General features: G+C 62.9%; 17 protein-coding genes. 10 read left to right on the top strand and 7 right to left on the bottom strand.

Annotated elements, in window-relative coordinates:
- Positions 1-17: 17 nt before the first annotated feature.
- The 3 genes from hutU to O0881_RS21870 form a co-directional block, all read right to left on the bottom strand.
- Complete coding sequence (hutU, locus tag O0881_RS21880) at positions 18-1,721, bottom strand: urocanate hydratase (protein WP_289913041.1); 1,704 nt, start codon at positions 1,719-1,721, stop codon at positions 18-20.
- Positions 1,722-1,839: 118 nt separating this feature from the next.
- Positions 1,840-3,513, bottom strand: coding sequence for an amidohydrolase (locus O0881_RS21875; RefSeq protein WP_289913040.1), 1,674 nt, complete (start codon positions 3,511-3,513; stop codon positions 1,840-1,842).
- Between the two features lie 66 nt (positions 3,514-3,579).
- Positions 3,580-4,194 carry a GNAT family N-acetyltransferase gene (locus O0881_RS21870; RefSeq protein WP_289913039.1) on the bottom strand — a complete coding sequence of 205 codons (615 nt, stop codon included), beginning with the start codon at positions 4,192-4,194 and terminating at the stop codon, positions 3,580-3,582.
- Positions 4,195-4,313: 119 nt separating this feature from the next.
- On the opposite strand from O0881_RS21870, the gene O0881_RS21865 reads away from it, so the two are divergent.
- Together O0881_RS21865 and O0881_RS21860 are read left to right on the top strand one after the other, a co-directional pair.
- The gene (locus O0881_RS21865; protein WP_289913038.1) at positions 4,314-5,384 is read left to right on the top strand and encodes a hypothetical protein; all 1,071 of its coding nucleotides are present in this window, start codon (positions 4,314-4,316) and stop codon (positions 5,382-5,384) included.
- Positions 5,359-5,838, top strand: a complete 480-nt coding sequence (locus tag O0881_RS21860; protein WP_289913037.1) for a hypothetical protein — start codon at positions 5,359-5,361, stop codon at positions 5,836-5,838. The genes O0881_RS21865 and O0881_RS21860 overlap by 26 nt, the downstream gene beginning before the upstream one ends.
- Before the next feature lie 7 nt (positions 5,839-5,845).
- On the opposite strand, the gene O0881_RS21855 is transcribed toward O0881_RS21860, so the two are convergent.
- The 3 genes from O0881_RS21855 to ada form a co-directional block, all read right to left on the bottom strand.
- Positions 5,846-7,501, bottom strand: coding sequence for a mechanosensitive ion channel domain-containing protein (locus O0881_RS21855; RefSeq protein WP_289913036.1), 1,656 nt, complete (start codon positions 7,499-7,501; stop codon positions 5,846-5,848).
- Between the two features lie 75 nt (positions 7,502-7,576).
- Entirely contained in the window at positions 7,577-8,266 is a 690-nt protein-coding gene (locus tag O0881_RS21850; protein ID WP_289913035.1) for a 2OG-Fe(II) oxygenase, read from the bottom strand.
- The gene (ada, locus tag O0881_RS21845; RefSeq protein WP_289913034.1) at positions 8,263-9,318 is read right to left on the bottom strand and encodes a bifunctional DNA-binding transcriptional regulator/O6-methylguanine-DNA methyltransferase Ada; all 1,056 of its coding nucleotides are present in this window, start codon (positions 9,316-9,318) and stop codon (positions 8,263-8,265) included. Before ada ends, O0881_RS21850 begins: the two co-directional genes overlap by 4 nt.
- Positions 9,319-9,500: 182 nt before the next feature.
- Here ada and hutC point away from each other — a divergent pair, with 182 nt between their 5' ends.
- From hutC to O0881_RS21805, 8 genes are all read left to right on the top strand, one after another.
- Positions 9,501-10,220 (top strand): histidine utilization repressor, encoded by a 720-nt coding sequence (gene hutC / locus O0881_RS21840; protein ID WP_070254615.1) that lies wholly within the window; start codon positions 9,501-9,503, stop codon positions 10,218-10,220.
- A 330-nt stretch (positions 10,221-10,550) separates the two neighbouring features.
- Positions 10,551-13,874 (top strand): PAS domain-containing hybrid sensor histidine kinase/response regulator, encoded by a 3,324-nt coding sequence (locus O0881_RS21835; RefSeq protein WP_289913033.1) that lies wholly within the window; start codon positions 10,551-10,553, stop codon positions 13,872-13,874.
- A gap of 70 nt (positions 13,875-13,944) precedes the next feature.
- Positions 13,945-14,403: a response regulator gene (locus O0881_RS21830; protein WP_251350167.1), complete on the top strand. Its 459-nt coding sequence runs from the start codon at positions 13,945-13,947 to the stop codon at positions 14,401-14,403.
- A gap of 302 nt (positions 14,404-14,705) precedes the next feature.
- Positions 14,706-15,032 (top strand): thioredoxin TrxA, encoded by a 327-nt coding sequence (gene trxA, locus O0881_RS21825; protein ID WP_077408631.1) that lies wholly within the window; start codon positions 14,706-14,708, stop codon positions 15,030-15,032.
- A gap of 156 nt (positions 15,033-15,188) precedes the next feature.
- Positions 15,189-16,451 carry a transcription termination factor Rho gene (rho, locus tag O0881_RS21820; protein WP_034746249.1) on the top strand — a complete coding sequence of 421 codons (1,263 nt, stop codon included), beginning with the start codon at positions 15,189-15,191 and terminating at the stop codon, positions 16,449-16,451.
- Positions 16,452-16,744: 293 nt separating this feature from the next.
- Entirely contained in the window at positions 16,745-17,014 is a 270-nt protein-coding gene (locus O0881_RS21815; RefSeq protein WP_034746247.1) for a type B 50S ribosomal protein L31, read from the top strand.
- A 152-nt stretch (positions 17,015-17,166) separates the two neighbouring features.
- Complete coding sequence (locus O0881_RS21810; protein ID WP_289913031.1) at positions 17,167-18,891, top strand: glycosyltransferase; 1,725 nt, start codon at positions 17,167-17,169, stop codon at positions 18,889-18,891.
- Positions 18,892-19,090: 199 nt separating this feature from the next.
- Positions 19,091-20,071: a choice-of-anchor A family protein gene (locus O0881_RS21805; RefSeq protein WP_251350165.1), complete on the top strand. Its 981-nt coding sequence runs from the start codon at positions 19,091-19,093 to the stop codon at positions 20,069-20,071.
- A gap of 75 nt (positions 20,072-20,146) precedes the next feature.
- On the opposite strand, the gene O0881_RS21800 is transcribed toward O0881_RS21805, so the two are convergent.
- Positions 20,147-21,826, bottom strand: coding sequence for an AMP-binding protein (locus O0881_RS21800; protein WP_251350164.1), 1,680 nt, complete (start codon positions 21,824-21,826; stop codon positions 20,147-20,149).
- Between the last annotated feature and the right edge of the window lie 102 nt (positions 21,827-21,928).

The raw sequence follows: 21,928 nt of genomic DNA, 5'->3' as shown, positions 1-21,928 counted from the left end.
TCATTCGAATCGAGGTCTCAAGGAATCATGGGAAGAATCAGGCCGTTGCGCTTGGCGCAGGCGGCCGCTGTTTCGTAGCCGGCATCGGCATGGCGCATCACGCCGGAACCGCTGTCGTTGACCAGCACGCGCGCCAGGCGTTTCGCCGCCGCTTCGCTGCCATCGGCCACGATAACCATGCCCGCATGCTGAGAATACCCCATTCCCACGCCGCCGCCATGGTGCAGCGAGACCCAGGTGGCGCCGCCGGCCGTATTGAGCATGGCGTTGAGCAGCGGCCAGTCGGAAACGGCGTCCGTGCCGTCCTTCATGCTTTCCGTCTCGCGGTTCGGGCTGGCGACGGACCCCGTATCGAGGTGGTCGCGGCCGATGACGATGGGCGCCTTCAGCTCGCCCGTGCGCACCATCTCGTTGAAGGCCAGGCCGGCGATGTGGCGCTCGCCCAGTCCCAGCCAGCAGATGCGCGCCGGCAGGCCCTGGAAGGCGATGCGCTCGCGCGCCATGTCCAGCCAGTGGTGCACCTGCGCGTGGTGCGGGAACAGCTCCTTGATCTTCGCATCCGTTTTATAGATGTCTTCCGGGTCGCCCGACAAGGCCACCCAGCGGAACGGGCCGCGGCCTTCGCAGAACTGCGGGCGGATGTAGGCGGGCACGAAGCCGGGGAAGTCGAAGGCATTTTGCACGCCCTGGTCGAACGCCACCTGGCGGATGTTGTTGCCGTAATCGACGGTGTGCACGCCCATGGCGTGAAAATCGAGCATGGCTTGCACGTGGGCGGCGCAGGAATCGGCGGCGGCCACCGTCAGGCGCGCATGGCGCTGCGGGTCTTGTTGCGCCGCCTTCCAGTCCGACACGCTCCAGCCGCGCGGCAGATAGCCGTTGACCAGGTCATGCGCGGACGTCTGGTCCGTCACCAGGTCCGGCACCAGGCCGCCCGCCTTGGCGCGGCGCACCAGCTCCGGCAGCACTTCGGCCGCGTTGCCCAGGAGGCCGATGGAAATGGCTTCCTTACGCTCCGTGTGGTATTTGACCAGTTCCAGGGCTTCGTCCAGGCTGGCCGCCTGCTTGTCCAGGTAGCGCGTGCGCAGGCGGAAGTCGATGCTGCTTTGCTGGCATTCGATATTGAGCGAGACGGCGCCCGCCATGGTGGCGGCCAGCGGCTGCGCGCCGCCCATGCCGCCCAGGCCCGCCGTCAAAATCCAGCGTCCGCCCCAGTCGCCGCCGAAATGCTGGCGCCCCGCTTCGGCGAAGGTTTCATACGTGCCCTGCACGATGCCCTGCGTGCCGATGTAAATCCAGCTGCCAGCCGTCATCTGGCCGTACATGAACAGGCCCTGGCGATCGAGTTCGTTGAAATGTTCCCAGTTGGCCCATTTCGGCACCAGGTTGGAATTGGCGATCAATACGCGCGGCGCATCCGCGTGGGTCTGGAACACGCCCACCGGCTTGCCGGACTGGATCAGGAGGGTCTGGTCGTCTTCCAGTTCGCGCAGCGAGGCGAGGATCTGGTCGAAACAGGCCCAGTTGCGGGCCGCGCGGCCGATGCCGCCGTAGACGACCAGGTGCTGCGGATTTTCCGCCACTTCCGGGTCCAGATTGTTTTGCAACATGCGGTAGGCCGCCTCGGCCTGCCAACTCTTGCAAGCCATGACCGTGCCGCGCGGGGCGCGGATGGTACGGCTGGCATCAAAGCGTGGATCGGTGTCCATTGTGCTGTTCATGCTGTCTCCTCGTAGGGTGCGAGCGGACGTACCTGGCCCGATACCTGGCCCGCTCTGGTACTCCCAGCATAGGTTGTCTATACAACCAAGTCAACAGGTTTTTGCAGGCGTCAAATCCTTATTTTTTCTCGAACACGCGCTTGCCCGCCACCCACGTCTGCAGCACCTGCGTCTTGCCGATGGCCTTTGGTTCCACGCTGAACAGGTCCTGGTCGACGACGATGAAGTCCGCCCATTTGCCCGCTTCCAGGGTGCCGATGACCTTTTCCTGGTGCGCCGCCCAAGCCGCGTCGAGGGTGAAGCAGCGCAGCGCCTGCGTCACCGTCATGGCTTGCTGCGGATACCAGCCGCCGGCCGGGAAGCCCTCGCTGTTTTGCCGCGTGACGGCCGCGTGGATGCCTTCGAACGGGTTCGGCGACTCGATGGGAAAATCGGAACCGCAGGCGATGCGCGAACCTTGCGCAAGGAAGGTGCGCCACGCATACGCGCCCTTGATGCGCTCATGGCCCACGCGCTGCTCCGCCATGTTCTGGTCGGACGTGGCGTGCGTGGGCTGCATCGACGGCACGATGCCCAGGGCCTTGAAACGGGGGATGTCGCTCAATTGCACCACCTGCGCATGTTCCATGCGGTGGCGCAGGCCCGCGCCGCGGTATTGCGCGATCAAGGCTGCATAGCCGTCGAGGATCTGGTGATTGCCCGCGTCGCCGATGGCGTGCACATTCACCTGGTAGCCGGCGCGCATGGCCTTTTCCATCTTCGCGCGCATGGCGCCGTCCGGGTAGAACAGCAGGCCGCGTGTGGTCGGATCGTCGCTGTACGGCGCCAGCAGGGCCGCGCCGCGGCTGCCCAGGGCGCCGTCGGACACCAGTTTGACGGCGCGCAAAGCATACATGTCGCGCGCATAGCTATTCAAGGGGCCGTTTTTCGACAGCGCGTCGAAGTCTTCCGTCGTGTCAAAAATCATGCCGTACACGCGCACTGTCAGCTTGCCGTGGTCCGCATAGTCGCGGAACAGCCGGTCCTGCATCTGGCCGATGCCCGCATCGTGCACGCTGGTCAGACCCACTTGCGACAGCTGCGCCAGCGCGCCATCGAGGGCGGCGCGGTTTTCCACGTCGCCCGGCTTGGGCAGCACGGCGTCCATCAAGTCCATGGCGCTGTCGACCAGCACGCCGGTGGCATTGCCATCTGCATCGCGTTCGATCTTGCCGCCCGCCGGGTCTTGTGTGGTGCGCGTGATGCCGGCCAGCGCCAGCGCGCGGCTGTTGGCCCAGCCCGCGTGGCCATCGACGCGGCGCAGCCACACGGGCCGCGCACTTTCGGCCGCATCGAGTTCCGCTGCCGTGGGAAAGCGTCCCAGCTTCCAGATTTCCTGGTTCCAGCCATTGCCGATCACCCAGCTGCGCTCGGGATGCGCTTTGGCGAAGTCGCCCACGGCCTGCACGGCGGCCGGCAGCGAGGCGGAACCGTACAGCATCACGCCGCTGGCGATCGTCCCCAGGCCGAAGACGTGGCCGTGCGCGTCGATCAGGCCTGGCAGCACGGTTTTTCCCTGCACGTCGACATGGATGGCGCCCTTGGCCGCCTTGCGTTTCACCTGCGCGGCACTGCCGACGGCGAGCAGCTTGCCCCCGTCGTCAAAGGCCAGCGCCGTGAAACGCACCACCTTGCCGGCTGCGTTGAGCGTGTAGCCGTTGGCATTGTCGATGACGGTATCGGCATGCGCGTGGCCGAGGGTCCCCAGGCAGGCGAGCGTGAGCAGGGTGCGGCGCAGTGGCAAGGTCGGCATTTCCATCTCCAGGTCTGTTAGTCGTTAGAAAAAAGACGAGTGTATAGAAATTGGCAAAATGGTCAATCAGGCAGCACGGGGCGCTCGTACCATCAGCCAGTAATCGCAGCCCGTGACGGCTTCCGCGTAGCGGCCCGCCGCCACGAAGCCCAGGCGGGCATAGAACGGCAGGCTGCGCTCGTTGTAGGTCTCCAGGAAGCACGCGGCGCCGGCCGCATCGACGGCCGCCAGGCCCGGCGCCAGCACGGACGCGCCCAGCCCCTGCCCTTGCGCGGCGGGAGCGATGCCGGCGATCGACAGATACCACGCGTCTTGCAGGCCATGCGGCGCCAGCGCGTGCTCCATGTTCGCGACGATGGCCGTGAAATGCGCAAAGCCCCGCTCCCCCAGCAGCGCGCGCAAGGCGGCTTCGCGCTGCGCATACGCGGCCTGGCGCAGGGCCGCCGGCGTATCCGTCGTCCAGATGGCGGCGCCATTGCCCGCGTCATCCGCCAGGTCGACGCGCCCCGCTTGCTCACCCTCGGCCAGCGCCAGCGCGAAGTAGGCTTCCAGCATGGCCAGCCGCGCCGCCTCGTCGTCGCCGCACGCCACCGTGACGGTGCGGTAGAACGGATCGCCGATCAGGGCGGCGGCTAGGCTGCGGGCGGTGCGGGAGGATTCGATGTTGGATGGGCTGGACATGGGGGCTCTTTCTTCTCATTGAAACGCCCGGCATCTTAACGCAAGCGCGTAGGCTTTGCGCCCAGTCAATACTTGCAGACGCCACGGGTCTACGCTGACGTTTTCAGGTGGAATACCCCATGGCCAGGCACCATGTCATCAGCACCACCGCGTGCGACGTGTTCTTCAAGCTCGTGGCGCACCAGAAGAACAGCCTGGGCGCGCGCTTCGACGGCATGATCGTCACCTTCAGCGCCGATGGCCAGCCCGTGCTGGGCGCCGCCCTGCGCAACGCGACAAGCGGCTGCGAACTGCACCGCCTGGCCGGCCAGCCCGACGAATGCTGGTGCTGCGGTTATGACGAGCAGCTGGAATTCGTCTCGCAAGCCAACGCACCGCTGGCGCACGCCGACTATCGCCTCACTTTGAGCAACGGTGAAACGTGGACGGGGACGACGGATACGAAGGGGCGCACAGGGCGTATCGCCAGCAAGCGGGAGGAACAAATCACCCAGGCCGAATTCCTGCCGCACGCGGACAAATCACCATGCTGCGCCGCCGCGCCAAAACACGCTGCGCCTGCCGTCAAGGTCGTCCAGCTCGATGGCATCAAGACGACCGACAAGGATGTCGGCTCGTCCGTGAAACAGGTCAAAGTCAAGGACAAGGTTCGCCCGCTGACCAAGGGCGAGATCGACATGGCGTGGATGCTGTTCCAGGATGCGATCGACTACGGCAAGGTCAAGGTGCATGGCGAACCGTATCTATGGTTTGGCTTGCAGCCGAAGGATGTGGCCATGACGCCGGATGGGGAGATTTATTTTCATGTATTGGACTACAAGGAGGACTTTTCCAAAGAAAAAGATAGTCTGAAACACTGGTTTATGCACGAAATGGTTCATGTTTGGCAGTACCAACTCGGATATCAAGTAAAACTGCGGGGAGCCATTCGCTTGGGGCTGGACTACAAATATACCTTGCTCCCCAATCAGAAATTATCCAGCCATGACATGGAAGCGCAAGGTGATTTATTGGCGGACTACTTTGTGCTGAGATTTTTAACTTCCACTCGTGCCATGCGCCAGCAACGCTATAAAAACTCCGGAGAACTGTTTAAAAAGGTACTCAATGATTTTTTTAACGACCGCAAGAGCCCGAAAAACTTGCCTGGTAACGATATTGACCATGAACCTATATTCGATATTCCCTGACACATGGGCATATTCCCGCATGGCAGAAGCAGTTATCCAGTCGGCGCAGGGCATGCCCTGCTTCTCCATTACAAAAAAAGAAGAGGCACGCAATGGCCTGCCATTTCTTGGCGCACTCATGGTTTCAGACATGTCCGTGCAACCGGTAAAGGAAGTATGGGGGTTCTCCCTGCCGCCAGAAATGCCCTTATCCATCCGTGCCAGCACATGCATCCGCTATGGAAACGTGCCTACCGGTGCGACGGGCATACGCGCAGAAAAACTGATACCCGGGCATTTCTATAGCGTATTCCTGAATGGCAGCCCCAAAGATCCGTCCGATCCAACGTATGGTTACCAAGGAAAATTCTGCGTAGTGGCGACGGCGGCCGGACCTCAGAAAGTCATTCCTATTGACAGCGACATGCAGGAGTGGCGCACTGAAATCTGTCCATCCCATCTATCACACCCATAATTCGACGTTATTTATCTTCCTCCCCCCGCTTCGCCGGCGCCCTGAACCACTGCTCCGGCGGCACCACATGCGACTCTTTCGGGTCATCGATGTAGTGCGGCGAGGTGATCTGCACGTCGAATTCGTTGAAGACGTCGATGATGTTCTGGTGCAAGCGGTTCAGCACTTCGGCGCGCTGGCGGGGGACTTCGGCGCTGGCGTAGGCGACGAGGCGGTATTGCACGTAATAATCTTGCAGAGCCAGTTGCATCACGTACGGTTTCGGCGTGGTGGACAGTTCCGTCGTGCGCGACGCGGCCAGTTCCAGCATGGCGTGCACTTGCCGCCACGGCGTGGCGTAGCCGATGGTAACGGTGGAGTCGAGCACGAAGCCGCCGCCGGGCTGGGCGCGCGAATAGTTCTTTGTCGTTTGCGACATCACCCACGCGTTCGGCAAGGCGACCTCTTCGCCCAGGCCCGTGCGCAGCCGCGTCTCGAACATGCCCACGTCGACCACCGTGCCTTCGCTGTCGCCCACGCGCACATATTCGCCCTTGCGCAGGGCGCGCGTGTACATCAGGATCAGGCCGCTGGCGCCCTGCCCCACGATGCTCGACGCGCCGATCGACACCATCAGGCCCACCAGCACGGACAGGCCCTGGAAGGCGGCCGTGTGCGAGCCCGGCAGATACGGGTAGGCCATGGCCAGCGCGAACAGCCAGATCACCACGCTGGCGATGCGGCGCGTCGGCAGGGCCGTGTCCTTGTCCAGCCAGCCGATTTGCAATTCCCCGCTTTCCACGCGCTTGAACAGCGAGGCGGCCGTGGCGGCGATCAGGCGCGCGATGGCGAAGATCACGCACACCAGCACCAGCCCCGGCAAGGCGCCGATGATGGCGTGGAAGACGTCGGCGGCCACGTCGAACAGATAGCCGCTCAGGCTTTCGCCCCACGAGCGCGTGTAGGGCAAGCGGCCCAGCACGAAGGCGGCCCACAGATACGTGGCCATCAGGCGCAAGCCCCACAGCACGGCGCTCAGCAGTTGATACGCGAACGCGATGTAATGTTCGGCGTCGAGCACGCGCACGTTCTTCAGGCGCACGTCGCGCAGGCGCGAGGCCAGCAGGATGCCGCTGCGGCGCTTGGCCCAGTGATACAGACGCGTCAGCCCCATCCACACGAGCCAGAACACGAGGGTGGCTGCCGCGCACACGGCGGCGGCGATGGCCAGGTAACGCCAGCTGCCCTGTTCGCGGTAATCGAGCACGGCCTTGCTCAACTCGATGGCGGCCGCTTTCGCCACGCTTTCCGTCGTGTCGCCGGCCAGCTGGTTGACGTCGCCAGGCACGACGACGAACAGCTGCACGCCGTCGAGCAGCACTTGCGTGCCTTCGGGAATCATGCGCGTGCTCGTCTGCAAGGGGCCATTCTTGGCCAGCACGCTTTCCAGCCGGCGCTGCGCGCCCGTGGCCCGCTCATCGGGCGGATAGCCGGCCAGCGCGGCGCGGAAGACGAACACCTTGCGGTTGGCAAACATCAGCGGCGCCGTCCTGGCCGCCCCGGCCTGCGACGGCGCCACGACGGACGCGGCCTCCGCAACGAGCGCGGGCACGCCATCGTCCGCATGGGCTGCGGGCAGCAGGAAAATGGTCAACAGGCACAACAGGCGGAGCAGCGCGGACATGGCAGAAATGAAAGAGTGACAAGAAGCAGCCATCATGCCATGTAATCCTGGAAACTCAAGCGCCGCAGCTACCGTTCAGCTCGCATCGTGGAAAATGATGCCCAGGGTGTGGCGCAAGCCCGAACGCAGGCGCGACACGCCATGGCGCATGTTCACGCGGTAACTGCCGCGCGTGCCATTCACGGGGCGCTGCGCGACGGGAAAGAGCACGGCGTCGCCCTGCGCCAGCGGCACCACTTCGGCGCGCGACTGCATGCGCGGGCGCTGCTCCGTCAGCACGAACTCGCCGCCCGTGAAATCGTCTTGCGGACGCGACAACAATACGGCCAGTTGCAGCGGAAACACGTGCTCGCCATACAAGTCCTGGTGCAGGCAGTTGTAATCGCCTTCGCGGTAGCGCAGCAGCAAGGGCGTGGGCCGGGTTTGCCCCGCCGCATGGCAGCGCGCGAGGAAATCGGCGTGCGCCACGGGAAAGCGGCTATCGAGGCCCATGCTGGCGTGCCAGCGGTTGGCGATGGCCGCCAGCGGCGGATACAGCTCCGTGCGCAAGGCCGCCACAGCGTCGGGCAGCGGATGCGCCCAATACTGGTACTCACCTTGCCCAAAACCATGGCGCTGCATCACCACCCTGCTGCGAAAACGCGACGCATCGTCGTACTGCGCCGCCAGCACAGCGCACTGCGCGGGATTCAGCAAGCCCGGCACGACGGCGCAGCCGTATTGATTCAGATCATCCTCGATCTGGCGCCAGTCCAGCACCCTCACCGTTCGCCCTCGCGTTCCAGCAGCGCCTGCTTGCGCTCCACGCCCCAGCGGTAGCCGGACAGCGCGCCATCGTTGCGCACCACGCGGTGGCAGGGAATGGCGACGGCCAGCGCATTGGCGGCGCAGGCGCCCGCCACGGCGCGCGCGCCTTGCGGGGAGCCGATGCGCCGCGCCAGCTCGGCATAGCTGACCGTGCTGCCGGCAGGAATCTCGCGCAAGGCTTGCCACACGCGCTGCTGGAACACCGTGCCGCGCACGTCGAGCGGCAAGTCCAGGCCCAGGCCCGGCGCCTCGACCAGGCCGACGACTTGCGCCACCGTCTGTTCATAGTCGGCTTCCGCGCCGCGCAGCTCGGCTTGCGGAAAGCGATCCTGCAAGTCGCGCAGCAGCACTTCCGGGTCGTCATCGATCAAAATCGCGCAAATGCCCTTGTCCGTGCTGGCCACGAGGATGGCGCCCAGCGAACAGGCGCCGATGGCAAAGCGGATCACGGCGCCGCTGCCACCGGCGCGAAACGCGCCCGGCGTCATGCCCAGCAAGCCCGGGGTGGCGGCATACAGGCGGCCGCTGGAATTGAAACCGGCCGCGTACAAGGTCTCGGTGACGTTACCCGCCCCCTGCAAGCCGGCCTTCAGGCGCTCGCCGCGCCGCGCCGCCGCATACGCTTTCGGCGTGATGCCCGTGTGCGCCTTGAAGACGCGGTGAAAGTGAAAACGGCTCAGACCGGCGGCCTGTGCCAGGCTGTCCAGGTCGGGCAGCTCGTCGCTGGCGTCGATCAAACGGCAGATGTCGGCCACGATGGCCGCCTGGCGCTGGGCCAGCGGCGGCAGGTTGGGCTTGCAGCGCAGGCAGGGACGAAAACCGGCCGCCTCCGCCTGCTCGCAACTGGCGTGGAAAGCCACGTTGCGGCGCAAGGCGGGGCGCGCCGCGCAGGAGGGCCGGCAATACACGCCCGTCGTGCGCACCGAATAGTAAAAGACGCCGTCGGCGTCGGGCGCGCGCCGCTGCAGGGCATCCCAGCGTTCATCATCGGTCGAATAAGAGTGTTCCATGGCCAACTCCATGCAAGTCAATAGTAAGTCACCAGCATAGCCAGTCGCCGCGCGCGCCACACTCCGGCGCTTGCTTTTGAATTCAAAAAAAAGGCTGGCGGCGGGCATCGTGCTCGGTGCTAAAATCGGCCATCGCGCCTCCAGCCGGCGGCGCGCCCTGCCCGTGCCCCGGAGAAACCGCATTGGACGACCACAATACACAAGAAAATACGCCCATTTTCCAGCGCATCAAGGATTTTCTGCTGGCCGGCATCGCCGCCGGACGCTGGAAGGAAGGCGACGTGATTCCCTCCGAGCAAGCCTTGGTCAAACAATTCGGCGTTTCGCGCATGACGGTCAACCGCGCCGTGCGCGAACTGACCAGCGAGCAAGTGCTGACGCGGCGCCAGGGTTCCGGCACCTATGTGGCACAGCAAAAATACCAGGCGACCTTGTTGGAAATCAAGAGTATCGCCGATGAAGTGCGGGCGCGCGGACATATCCACCGCAGCAGCTTGCAATTGCTGGAACGCACCAAGGCCTCCGACTTGCTGGCCAAGCAATTCGGCCTGCCGCCGGAACACCCGCTGTTTCATTCGCTGATCGTGCATTTTGAAAATGGCGTGCCGATCCAGGTGGAAGACCGCTGGGTCAATCCAGAGTGCGCGCCCGACTACATGACGCAGGATTTTTCCAGCATCACACCAAACGAATACCTGATGGCTGCCGCGCCCCTGCAAGGCGCCACCTACAGCATCGAAGCGCTGTCGGCGCCGCGCGACATCGCCGAAATGCTGGCCATCGACACCAAACAGCCGTGCCTGGTGCTGCGCCGCCAGACGCGTTCGGGCGGCAAGATCGCCTCGATCGCCACCATGTGGCATCCGGGACACCGCTATCAATTCGCCGGCAGCTTTAGCTGAGGCTATCGCCTCGATTCAGTAGCACGAATTCGCGCCAACTTTCTCACTAATTCTCACCAAATCGCGAAAAAAACGGCCATTTCGGGGCAAAAAAAATCCCGTTTTGGCCGTTTCTGAACTTAAATACTCCGAGTAAATATTCGATGCTATAGTTGCCGCCAGAAAGCGCCGCAGGCGTTTATTTGAGCGCGCCTCATGTACTGCCAGCCTAGTCCAATCACGCCCCAGAAAGGGATGCATTTGTCGTATTGCAGCCACACGAGTTTCGGCGCACCACGCCCACGGCGCCCTGCGCTGCGCCGGCTCGCTCGTACGATGCTGGCGGCAGGCATGACACTTTCGCTGCCGGTGCAGGCGGCGGCAGCCGTCATGGCGCCGGCATTGCTGTGGCCGTATGCGGCTGCCAGCGCCACCGCCCTGGCGGGACTGGCTTGCTGGCAAGCCTGGCGCCTGCGCCAGCAGTTGCACCGCCAGCCCCAACCGGCGCACGCCCAGGCCGAACAGGATGCCGTGCAAGCCTTGCGCGGCGCCACCATGGCCGGCTGGACCTGGCGGCCCCAGTCCGACCGGCTGCAGTTCGCGCCCCAGTACCAGGATGTCCTGGGCGACAAGAATGCCAAACTCGAGCATGCGCTGGCCGACTGGCTGGCCGAAGTCCACCGGGATGACCGCGCCCGCCTGAGCCTTGCCTTCCGCCAGCACCTGGATGGCCAGGCGCCCGGCACCTTCAATTGCGAATTCCGTTTGCGGCACAGCGACGGCCACTGGCGCTGGCTGCTGGCGCGCGGCGCCGTCCTGTCGCGCGCCTCGAACGGCGGCGCCACGCAGGCCAGCGGCATCGTCTGCGATATCAGCGAGCGCAAGCAGGATGAGCAATCGCGCATGCGCTCGATGCTGGAAGCGGCGCCCGAAGCCATGCTGGTGGCCGACGTCGAAGGCAAGGTGCATTACGCCAACCAGATCGGCGCGCGCTGCTTCGGCTATCCGCTGGCCGAATTGACGGGTATGTCGCTGGAGCAATTGGTGCCGGAAAGCACGGCCAGCCACTCCGCAGGCGACCCGCAAGGGCGGCACAGCCTGCCAGGCCGGGTGATGATGGCGCGCCGCCGCGACGGCACGCACTTCCCCGCCAAGGTCAGCCTGTCGCCACTGCGCATGGCCGGCCAGGTGTTTTCCATCGTCTCGCTGCGCGACATGACGCAACGGCAACGCGCCGAAGAGGCGCTGCACGCCAGTTCGGAACGCTACCGCCTGATCGTGCAGACGGCCGCCGAAGGCATCTGGATGACGGATGCGAACGGCAAGACCACGTTCGTCAACCCGAAGATGGCGCACATGCTGGGCTACACGGTGCAGGAAATGCTGGGCCGCCCCCTGCTCGACTTCATGGACCGCGACAGCCAGTTGCTGATGCAGCGCCGCCTGGCCAGCCACGGCAGTCAGGCCAGCCAGCCGGACCAGGTCGATTTCCGCTTCTTCCGCAAGGATCAGTCCAGCCTGTGGGGCTTGCTGTCGAGCACCAGCATCCAGTCGGACAACGGTGAGCCGGGCGGCACCCTGGCGATGATCACCGACATCACCGAGCGGCGCCAGGCGTCGATCGCGCTGTCGAACTCGAGCCAGCGCATGGCGTCCGTGTTCGGCGCCGTGACGAATGGCCTGGTGGTGCAGGACAGCCATGGCCACATATTGGAAAGCAATGCCGCCGCCGAACGCATGCTGGCGGCCAGTCCGGCCGGCAACAGCCTGTGGCAAGCCATCCGCGAAGACGGCTCCGCCTTCGACCAGCGCAGCCATCCCGTGCACATCACCCTGTCGACGGGCGAAGCCATGCGCGACGTGCTGATGGGCGTGCAGCAGCCCGACGGCAGCCTGTCGTGGCTATCCGTGAATACCGAGGCGATCCGCGATGAATACGGCAAGGTGGGCATGGTGGTGGCCAGCCTGACGGACATCACGTATCACAAGCGCAGCGAGAGCGCCTTGCGCGAGCTCAATGAACATCTGGAAGAGCGCGTGGCGCAGCGCACGGAACAGCTGGACCAGGCCAAGCAGGTGGCCGAAGAAGCGAGCCTGGCGAAGGGACAATTCCTGGCCAACATGAGCCATGAAATCCGCACGCCGATGAATGGCGTGATCGGCATGGCCTACCTGGCCCTCAAAACGGACCTGGAACCGCGCCAGCGCGACTACCTGGAAAAAATCCGCTTTGCCGGCGAGCACTTGCTGGGCATCATCGACGATATCCTCGACATCTCGAAAATCGAGGCGGGCAAGCTGGAAATCGAGCATGTCAACTTCAGTTTCGACCACGTCGTGCAAACCCTGATGACGGTGGTGGCGCCGCGCGCCGCCGGCAAGAACCTGGAACTGCTGTTCGAAATCGACCCGCAATTGCCCGCCGTGCTCGTGGGCGACCCGCTGCGCCTGGGGCAAGTGCTGATCAACTACGCCAATAACGCCATCAAGTTCAGCGAACAGGGCAGTATTACCGTGAAAGTGCGCAGGGTGGTGGCGGACGCGAAACACTGCCTCGTGCGCTTTGAAGTGTGCGACCACGGCATCGGCCTGTCGCAGGATGAAATGAGTAAACTCTTCCAATCCTTCCAGCAAGCCGACACCTCCACCACGCGCGAATATGGCGGCACGGGCCTGGGCCTGGCCATCTGCAAGCAGCTGGCGCAGCTGATGGGCGGCGACGTGGGCGTCGACAGCCGTCCAGGCGCCGGCAGCACCTTCTGGTTCACGGCCAACCTGGGCATTTCCGACCAGGCCGCGCCCGCCATGCTCGACAGCATGGTGCAGACGGCGGCCGCCATGCGCGCCAGCGCCGACGCGGCCCTGGTGATGCGCACGCTCAAGCATGCGCGCATCCTGCTGGTGGAAGACAATACGTTCAACCAGCAAGTGGCGCTGGAATTGCTGGAGGAAGCGGGCGCCTCCGTCTGCCTGGCCAACAATGGCGAGGAAGCGCTCGACCTGCTGCGCCAGACCCAGTTCGACTGCGTGCTGATGGACGTGCAGATGCCGCTGATGGATGGCTTGCAGGCGACGCGCCACATCCGCGCCGACCCGCAACTGGCGCACCTGCGCGTGCTGGCCATGACGGCCACGGCCACCAGCGAAGACCGCGTGCGCTGCCTGGAGGCGGGCATGGACGATTTCATTTCCAAGCCCATCCAGCCAGCCATGATGTACCAGACCATCGCCAGCTGGCTGCCGGCGCACGAAACGCCGCCGCCACCGGCGCGCAGCCGCGCCGCGCCCGCCTTCAAGACCACCCTGGCGGGCGATCCGCAAGTGATCGACTTGTCCATCCTGGCCAAGTTGCTGGGCTACAACCCGGAAAAGGTGCGCAAGTTCGCCTTCAAGTTCCTGCAGACCACGCAGGATGGCTTCGGCGACATCGATGCGGCCCTGGCGCGCGGCGACGTGCACCAGGTGCGCGAACTGGGGCACCGCATCAAGTCGTCGGCGCGCACCGTGGGCGCCCTGGGGCTGGCCGAGCTGTGCCACAACCTGGAAACCCTGGCGCCGGGCGAACCGGCCGACGAGGCGGAGCGGGCACGGCGCATCGTCACGCGCCTGTGGCCCCTGCTGGAACAGATTACCGAACAAATCATGAATAACACCAGCTTTGCCAATGACGATTAGCTACCGCCAAATTGGATTGCGGCAAGGTATCGGCATCGACAACGATGCATATCAACAGAAAGACATGACGATGAACACTGTATCAAACCAAGCAAGCCGGGAACACAACGAAGCAGGCCTGGCGCCATTGCGCGTGCTGCTGCTGGACGACGACGTCTTCATGCTCGACGTGCTCAGCGACATGCTCGAGCAAATGGGCCAGTTCGATATCCGCTGCGAGTCGCACAGCGAACAGGCGCTGTCGACCCTGAAGCAGCACCAGCCCGACCTGCTGATCTGCGACCTGTCGATGCCCGACATCGACGGCATCGAATTTTTGCGCATGGCGGCGGAAAACGGCTTCCGCGGCGGCGTGGTCCTGCTGTCGGGCCTGCATTCGGCCGTGCGCCTGGCGGCCGAGCGCCTGGCCATGGCCAACGGCCTGCATATCCTGGGCACTTTCCGCAAGCCGATGGAAAGCGCGGAATTGCAGCTCATGGTGAACTTGCAACTGCAGCACTCGGCGCGTCTGGCCAGCGTGCAAGCCTGAGCGCGCAGGCCGGTAGGGAGGGCGGATACGGCGCTGCAGGCCAGCAGGCATGCGGCTTTGCCGCCCTGCCGGCACGCATGGGGACGATATGCCTCAAGTTTTTCTGCAATAATCGCCACGCTTTGAAAAAATGGGTTATTATTTCAGCCATCCCCGCCTGCATACCTCTGGTCGCACCTTCCAAGACATTGAAGTCGTGCCCATTGTCCCCATCTTCTAACTGCATTCCAGGAAGCATGGATGGCGAACCAGCGTATGGTTAATTCCAGGCATTATTGATCCCACCCTCATTTGAGGAAAATATGAGCGAAAATATCAAACACATTAGCGATGCATCTTTTGAAGCAGACGTCCTGAAATCCGATTTGCCAGTCCTGGTCGACTTCTGGGCAGAATGGTGCGGTCCCTGCAAGGCCATCGCCCCGATCCTGGAAGAAGTGGCCAAGGAATACGCCGGCCGCATCCAGATCGCCAAGATGGACGTGGACGCGAACCAGGCAGTGCCTGCCAAGTTCGGCATCCGCGGCATCCCGACCCTGATCCTGTTCAAGGATGGTGTTGCAGCTGCTCAAAAAGTGGGCGCCATGGCCAAGGGCCAGTTGACCGCTTTCGTCGACAGCAACATTTAATGTATGATGGGCAGCGCTGCGCCCGCAGCGCCGCCTGACTGGAACGACCGGGAAGCGGCTTTGCCCTCATTCGTGCACAGCCTTCCCCAATAATTAATCAACGCCACGCAGTCCCCTCCCCTACCTTTACATCCCGTCTCGGGACACTCAACACATATGCATTTATCCGAACTAAAGGCCCTACACGTATCCGCCCTGCTTGAGATGGCGATCGGTCTTGACATTGACAACGCAGCCCGCTTGCGCAAACAGGAGCTGATGTTCGCTATCCTGAAAAAACGCGCCAAGTCCGGCGAACAGATTTTTGGCGACGGCGCCCTGGAAGTGCTGCCTGACGGCTTCGGCTTCCTGCGCTCGCCCGACGCCAGCTACATGGCGTCCACCGACGACATTTACATCTCCCCTTCGCAAATCCGCCGCTTCAATCTGCACACCGGCGATTCGATCGAAGGCGAGGTACGGACCCCGAAAGATGGCGAACGCTATTTCGCATTGGTCAAAGTCGACAAGGTCAACGGCGAATCGCCGGAGATGTCGAAACACCGCATCCTGTTTGAAAACCTGACGCCGCTGCACCCGAACGAGCCGCTGCGCCTGGAACGTGAAATGAATGGCCAGGAAAACATCACCGGCCGCATCATCGACCTGATCGCCCCGATCGGCAAAGGCCAGCGCGGCTTGCTGGTGGCGTCGCCGAAATCCGGTAAATCCGTGATCCTGCAACACATCGCCCATGCGATCACGGCAAATCACCCGGACATCACCCTGATCGTGCTGCTGATCGACGAACGTCCGGAAGAAGTTACCGAAATGCAACGTTCGGTACGCGGCGAAGTCGTCGCCTCGACCTTCGACGAGCCGGCCACGCGCCACGTGCAAGTGGCCGAGATGGTGCTGGAAAAAGCCAAGCGCCTGGTCGAAATGAAAAAGGACGTGGTCATCCTGCTGGACTCGATCACCCGCCTGGCACGCGCCTACAACACCGTGATCCCTGCCTCGGGCAAGGTCCTGACCGGTGGTGTCGACGCGAATGCGCTGCAACGTCCAAAACGCTTCTTCGGCGCCGCGCGCAATATCGAAGAAGGCGGCTCGCTGACCATCATCGCCACGGCGCTGATCGAAACGGGTTCGCGCATGGATGACGTGATCTTTGAAGAATTCAAGGGTACCGGCAACATGGAAGTGCATCTGGAACGCCGTTTGGCTGAAAAACGTGTCTATCCGGCAATTAACCTGAACAAATCGGGTACCCGCCGCGAAGAATTGCTGATCAAGCCGAACGAATTGCAAAAAATCTGGATTTTGCGCAAGTTGCTGTACTCGATGGACGAGATCGAGGCGATGGAGTTCATTCTGGACAAGATGAAAGCGACGAAAAACAACGCCGAATTCTTCGACATGATGCGCCGAGGGGGGTAAACCTACTGCGCGTCCCGCTCTACGGCCTGTGTTGCTCGCTGTACCTTCGTACAGCTGCGCTACTCGGCCGTATATCGGGCCTGCTCGCTACGGTTTCCCTCCCCTCGGTGGCACATATCCGTGCACTACCGGCCCAAGCCGCTCATCGAGCGGCTTTTTTATTGCCGTCCGCCGGAAAGCGCTATATAATCGACGGTTGCATTATTTTAAACCCTGGCAAGTGATCGGCAATCGGGTCAAGAAGCAGGACGACCGACGAAGTGCTGTTTGGCTACCAAACTAGAGAGAAGACCATGAAAGTCGATACCCATCCAGAATACCGCGAAGTTGTTTTCCACGATCTGTCGTGCGATTTCAAATTCGTTACCCGCTCGACCATCCAAACCCGCGAAAAAATCACCCACGACGGTAAAGAATACCCACTGGTGAAGATCGAGGTTTCGGCTGAATCGCACCCATTCTTCACGGGCAAGCACAAAATCGTCGATACCGCCGGTCGCGTCGAGAAGTTCCGTCAGAAGTTCGGTTCGGTTGGTTCGAAAACCGCAGTCGCAGCAGGCTAATTTTTGCCGCTTTGCGGCAAAAAAGGGCAGCTTCGGCTACCAGAGAAAAGGCAGCTACGGCTGCCTTTTTTGTCTTTGGCCGCTTTACTTTATACTCGCGCATACCCGACGCCATTCGTCGCGTCTTGCCACTATTCTGATACCGATTATCGATGAAGCCAGTCCGCCTTCCCGCCGCCGCCACACTCGCGCTGCCACGATGGGCCTTGTTTGCGCTTGGCCTGCTGTACATCCTGCCTGGCCTGATTGGCCGCGAACCGTGGAAGAACGATGATGCCGCCAGTTTCGGCATCATGTGGACCATGGCGCATGGCGGCCTGAACGACTGGCTGTGGCCCAACGTGGCCGGCCTGTCGCTGCCCGATGAAGGCCCGCTGGCCTTCTGGCTGGGCGCCATTTTCATCAAGCTGTTCGGCTGGGTCGACGGCGACGTCTTTGGCGCGCGCATGTCGACCATCGGCATCTTCGTCGTCAGCACCCTGTCCGTCTGGTACACCGCCTTCAACCTGGGACGCCGCAGCGATGCCCAGCCGCTGCGCCTGGCCTTTGGCGGCCAGCCCGAGCCGGACGACTTCGGCCGCACCCTGGCCGATGCCGCCGTGCTCATCTACCTGGGTTGCCTGGGCCTGCTGCAGCACAGCCACGACATCACGGCCGAAGCGCTGTACGTGTCCCTGATGGCCTATTTGCTGTACCGCGCCGTGCGCTACATGGAAGGCCCGTCCGTGCGCAATGCGGCCCTGCTGGGCCTGGCGATGGGCGGCCTGGCCCTGGCGCGCGGCTGGATCACGCCCGCGGCGCTGAGCATCGCCTTGCTGCTGTGCACTATCTTCCTGCGCCTGCCGTTGCTGCGCAGCATACGCCACCTGGCGCTGGCCATCCTGATCGGCATCGCGCTGACCCTCGTCTGGCTGCTGCCGGGCGAATGGCTGCTGCCGTACGGCCATTCGCCGCTGCACGCCTGGATGGAGTGGAATTGCCGCCAGTTCAGCGCTCCGAGCCTGAAAAGCGTGCAGTATTTCCTGCGTGTCGGCATCTGGTTCTTCTGGCCCGCATGGCCTTTCGCCGCCTGGGCCGTGTACGCCTGGCGCCGCCAGCACCACGTGCTGCACATCGTCGTGCCGCTGACTTTTGTTGCTATGCTGGCAATATTGGGCCTGTGCCATCCCGATCCCGACCCGAGCCAGTTACTGCCCCTGCTGCCGCCACTGGCCGTCATGGCCGCGTTTGGCTTGCTGACCATGAAGCGGGGCGCCATCAACGCCATCGACTGGTTCTCCGTGATGGTGCTGACCATCTGCGCCCTCGCGCTGTGGCTGTTCTGGTTCGCCATCCTGACCGGCTGGCCGCCAAAACTGGCGCACAACGCCCTGAAACTCATGCCAGGATTCAAGCCCGAGCTGGACTTGCTGGCCTTCTTCGTGGCCGCCTGCGCCAGCGCGGGCTGGGTGGCGCTGGTGCACTGGCGCATCTCGCGCCAGCCGGCCGTGCTGTGGCGCGCCGTGGTGCTGTCGTCCGGCGGCCTGATCCTGATCTGGGTGCTGATCATGACCCTGTTCCTGCCGCCGCTGAACTACAGCAAGAGCTACGCCAGCGTGGCGCACCAGATTTCCGTCCACCTGCCGCCAGGCAGCAAGTGCATCAACAGCAACGTCGGCGCTGCCCAACGCGCCTCGTTCGCCTACTTCGGCCACTTGCCGTTTGCCAGCGTGGGGCAGCAGGAATGCGATGTGTTCCTGCTGCAAGACAGCATCAAGGTTCCCGACAGCAAGGAACAATTGCCCGAGCACCACGGCGCGGACTGGATCAAGCTGTGGGAAGGGCGCCGCCCCACGGATGACGTGGAACGCTTCCGCCTGTACCAGCGCGTCAGGTAAGCAGCAAAAAAACCGGGCCTTGCCCGGTTTTTTTATGTCCGCAAGCCAATCACTGCCGTCAGCAAAAGTGTTGCTTTTAAATATAGTTAATTACCTAAATTGAACTAGAATTGCTTTTTATATTATAATGATGGCTTGCGCGATGGCGGTGTCTTGCTTTCCCGCCCTATTCGTCCCCCAATTCACCATAAGGTTGTCCATGAAAAAATTTGCCACACGTACCTTGCCGCTCATCAGCGCCGCCCTGTTCGCCTTCTCCTTCAGCGCCTCGGCCCAGGCCACCGTGATTGACCTCGGCGTCGCCAACGGCTACTCGGCCTTCATTTTCGGCAACATCGGCAGCAGCAACGCCAGCGGCTTTACCAGCGTCAGCGGCAGCTTGGCCGCCGGCGGCAATATCTATCTGGAAGGCTACAGCGTCGGCACGAACAAGAAGCCGGGCAGCGCCGCCAACACGCTGGTCGCTGGTAACAACCTGAACATCGGCGGCGGCAGCATCAACGGTACGGGCGTATATGGCGTGAGCAATGCCAACGGCACCGTAACGGCCCCATCGTGGTACCCAACGGGCACCTTCAGCAAGGGCAATGCTTCCACCCTGGACTTTGCAGCTGCCCAGCAGCAATTGACGACCCTGTCGGGCGACGTGGCCAAGCTGCAATCGAACGGCACCGTGATTTCGCAATACGGCGGCTTCAAGCTGGTAGGCGACATCAACGCCGACGTCAACGTCTTCACGATCAATGCAAACGACCTGCATAACCTGAGCCTGGACGTCTCGTCGCTGAAAAGCACGGCCAGCATCATCATCAACGGCACCGCCACCAACATCACCATGAGCGGCGGCTTCGACAATTTCGGCAGCTTTGCCGACCGTACGCTGCTGAACTTCGCCAATGCCACCACCACCAGCCTGAACAACGTCGGCATCAACGGCAGCATCCTGGCGCCGAACAGCGCGTTTTCCGGTTCGGGCAGCATGAACGGCACCCTGGTCGCCAATTCGGTCAGCTCGATCAATTATGGCCACGTCTCGATGAACGGCGCCGGCTTCAACACGGTGAACGTCTCGGCAGTGCCGGAACCAGGCACCTACGCCATGCTGCTGGCCGGCCTGGGCTTGCTGGCCTTCGTACGCCGCCGCACGCCAGCGCGCGCACCGCAAGCCGCGATGGCCTGAGCTTTACGCTGAATCCATAAAAAACACCGGGCCGCGCGAGCGTCCCGGTGTTTTTTTATGCGCTGGCAAAAAGATTTAGTCCCCGCTCAGCCCCAGATCCGTCGCCACCTGCTTGCGCAGCAGGTATTTCTGGATCTTGCCCGTCACCGTCATGGGGAATTCCTCGACGAAACGCACATAGCGGGGAATCTTGTAATAGGCGATCTGCCCGTCGCAAAAGGCGCGGATGTCGTCGCTGGTGGCCTGCGTTCCCGGACGCAAGATGATGCAGGCGCACAACTCTTCACCATACTTGGCATCCGGCACGCCCACGCATTGCACGTCGAGCACGCTGGGGTGGCGGTACAGGAATTCCTCGACTTCGCGCGGATAGATGTTTTCGCCGCCGCGGATGACCATGTCCTTCGAGCGGCCGACGATGCTGCAAAAGCCGTTGGCGTCGATCACGGCCAGGTCGCCCGTGTGCATCCAGCGCGCCGCATCGATGGCCTCACTGGTTTTTTCAGGATCGCCCCAGTAACCCTGCATCACGGAATAGCCGCGCGTGAGCAATTCGCCCTTTTCGCCGCGCGGCACGATGCGCCCTTCCGCATCGACGATTTTCACTTCCAGGTGCGGATGGACGCGGCCGATGGACGACACGCGCATTTCGCGCGGATCCTCGATCGCCGTCTGGAAACTGACGGGCGACGTTTCCGTCATGCCATACGCAATCGTGATTTCCGCCATGTGCATCAATTCGATGACCCGCGTCATGACTTCCATCGGGCATGGCGAACCGGCCATGATGCCGGTGCGCAAATTCGACAGATCGTATTGTTTGAAATCAGGATGGTCGAGGATGGCGATGAACATGGTCGGCACGCCGTGCAGCCCCGTACAGCGCTCGGCCTGTACGGTCTCCAGCACGGCTTTCGGGTCGAAGCCTTCGCCGGGAAACACCATGGCCGCGCCATGCGTGACGCAGGCCAGGTTGCCCAGCACCATGCCGAAGCAGTGGTACAGGGGCACGGGAATGCACAAGCGGTCCTGTTGCGTCAGGCGCATGGCTTCGCCGATGAAGAAACCGTTGTTCAGGATATTGTGGTGCGTCAAGGTGGCGCCCTTCGGCGCGCCCGTGGTGCCGGACGTGAACTGAATATTGACGGCGTCGTCGAACTGCAAGGTAGCGCTCACTTCTTCCAGGTGCGCCAGGTCGGCGTCGGTAATGCCGTCCATCAAGGCGTCGAAGTTGTGCATGCCGGGGGTGGCGGCCGCGCCCAGGCGGATGACGTGGCGCAATTGCGGCAAGCGCGGCGACTGCAGGGCGCCCGCGCGCGAACGGGCGATTTCCGGCACCACGTCTTGCACGATGGCCAGATAATCGCTGGACTTGAAGCTGGGCGACAGGATCAGCGCGCTGCATTGCACCTTGTCGAGCACGTATTCGAGTTCCGAACGCCGGTAGGCGGGGTTGATGTTGACCATGATCAAGCCGGCTTTCGCCGTGGCAAACTGCGTCAGCACCCATTCGGCGCAGTTCTGCGACCAGATGCCGACCCGGTCGCCCGGCTGCAAGCCCAGCTTCAGCAAGCCGGCGGCCAGGCGGTGCACGCGCTGCTGGAATTCCAGATACGTCCAGCGCACGTTCTGGTGCGCCACGATCAGGGCGTCGTGCTGGCCGTAGCGGGCGGCGATGCCGTCCAGGTAAGCGCCTATCGTTTCGCCGATCAACGGCGTCTCGTGGGCGCCGTGTACATAACTCATTGCTTGCATGCTGTCTCCAGGGTAATGGCGCGACGCGCTCTTCTTATGGTCATCGACTACAAAAATTATAGCCGCAACCGCCCCCGCCCTGCACCGGCTTGCTGTAATGTG

Origin of the sequence: Janthinobacterium sp. SUN100 (assembly GCF_030397705.1) — a bacterium.
Classification (GTDB): domain Bacteria; phylum Pseudomonadota; class Gammaproteobacteria; order Burkholderiales; family Burkholderiaceae_D; genus Janthinobacterium; species Janthinobacterium kumbetense.
This window is presented reverse-complemented; position numbering and strand designations above follow the sequence as displayed.

Coding starts and splice junctions, on each gene's coding strand:
- hutU (WP_289913041.1), bottom strand. CDS start 1,721: ATGAACAGCACAATGGACACCGATCCACGCTTTGATGCCAGCCGTACC.
- O0881_RS21860 (WP_289913037.1), top strand. CDS start 5,359: ATGAACCTATATTCGATATTCCCTGACACATGGGCATATTCCCGCATG.
- trxA (WP_077408631.1), top strand. CDS start 14,706: ATGAGCGAAAATATCAAACACATTAGCGATGCATCTTTTGAAGCAGAC.
- O0881_RS21870 (WP_289913039.1), bottom strand. CDS start 4,194: ATGTCCAGCCCATCCAACATCGAATCCTCCCGCACCGCCCGCAGCCTA.
- O0881_RS21865 (WP_289913038.1), top strand. CDS start 4,314: ATGGCCAGGCACCATGTCATCAGCACCACCGCGTGCGACGTGTTCTTC.
- O0881_RS21810 (WP_289913031.1), top strand. CDS start 17,167: ATGAAGCCAGTCCGCCTTCCCGCCGCCGCCACACTCGCGCTGCCACGA.
- O0881_RS21875 (WP_289913040.1), bottom strand. CDS start 3,513: ATGCCGACCTTGCCACTGCGCCGCACCCTGCTCACGCTCGCCTGCCTG.
- O0881_RS21830 (WP_251350167.1), top strand. CDS start 13,945: ATGAACACTGTATCAAACCAAGCAAGCCGGGAACACAACGAAGCAGGC.
- O0881_RS21855 (WP_289913036.1), bottom strand. CDS start 7,501: ATGTCCGCGCTGCTCCGCCTGTTGTGCCTGTTGACCATTTTCCTGCTG.
- O0881_RS21835 (WP_289913033.1), top strand. CDS start 10,551: ATGACACTTTCGCTGCCGGTGCAGGCGGCGGCAGCCGTCATGGCGCCG.
- O0881_RS21815 (WP_034746247.1), top strand. CDS start 16,745: ATGAAAGTCGATACCCATCCAGAATACCGCGAAGTTGTTTTCCACGAT.
- O0881_RS21805 (WP_251350165.1), top strand. CDS start 19,091: ATGAAAAAATTTGCCACACGTACCTTGCCGCTCATCAGCGCCGCCCTG.
- rho (WP_034746249.1), top strand. CDS start 15,189: ATGCATTTATCCGAACTAAAGGCCCTACACGTATCCGCCCTGCTTGAG.
- O0881_RS21800 (WP_251350164.1), bottom strand. CDS start 21,826: ATGCAAGCAATGAGTTATGTACACGGCGCCCACGAGACGCCGTTGATC.
- ada (WP_289913034.1), bottom strand. CDS start 9,318: ATGGAACACTCTTATTCGACCGATGATGAACGCTGGGATGCCCTGCAG.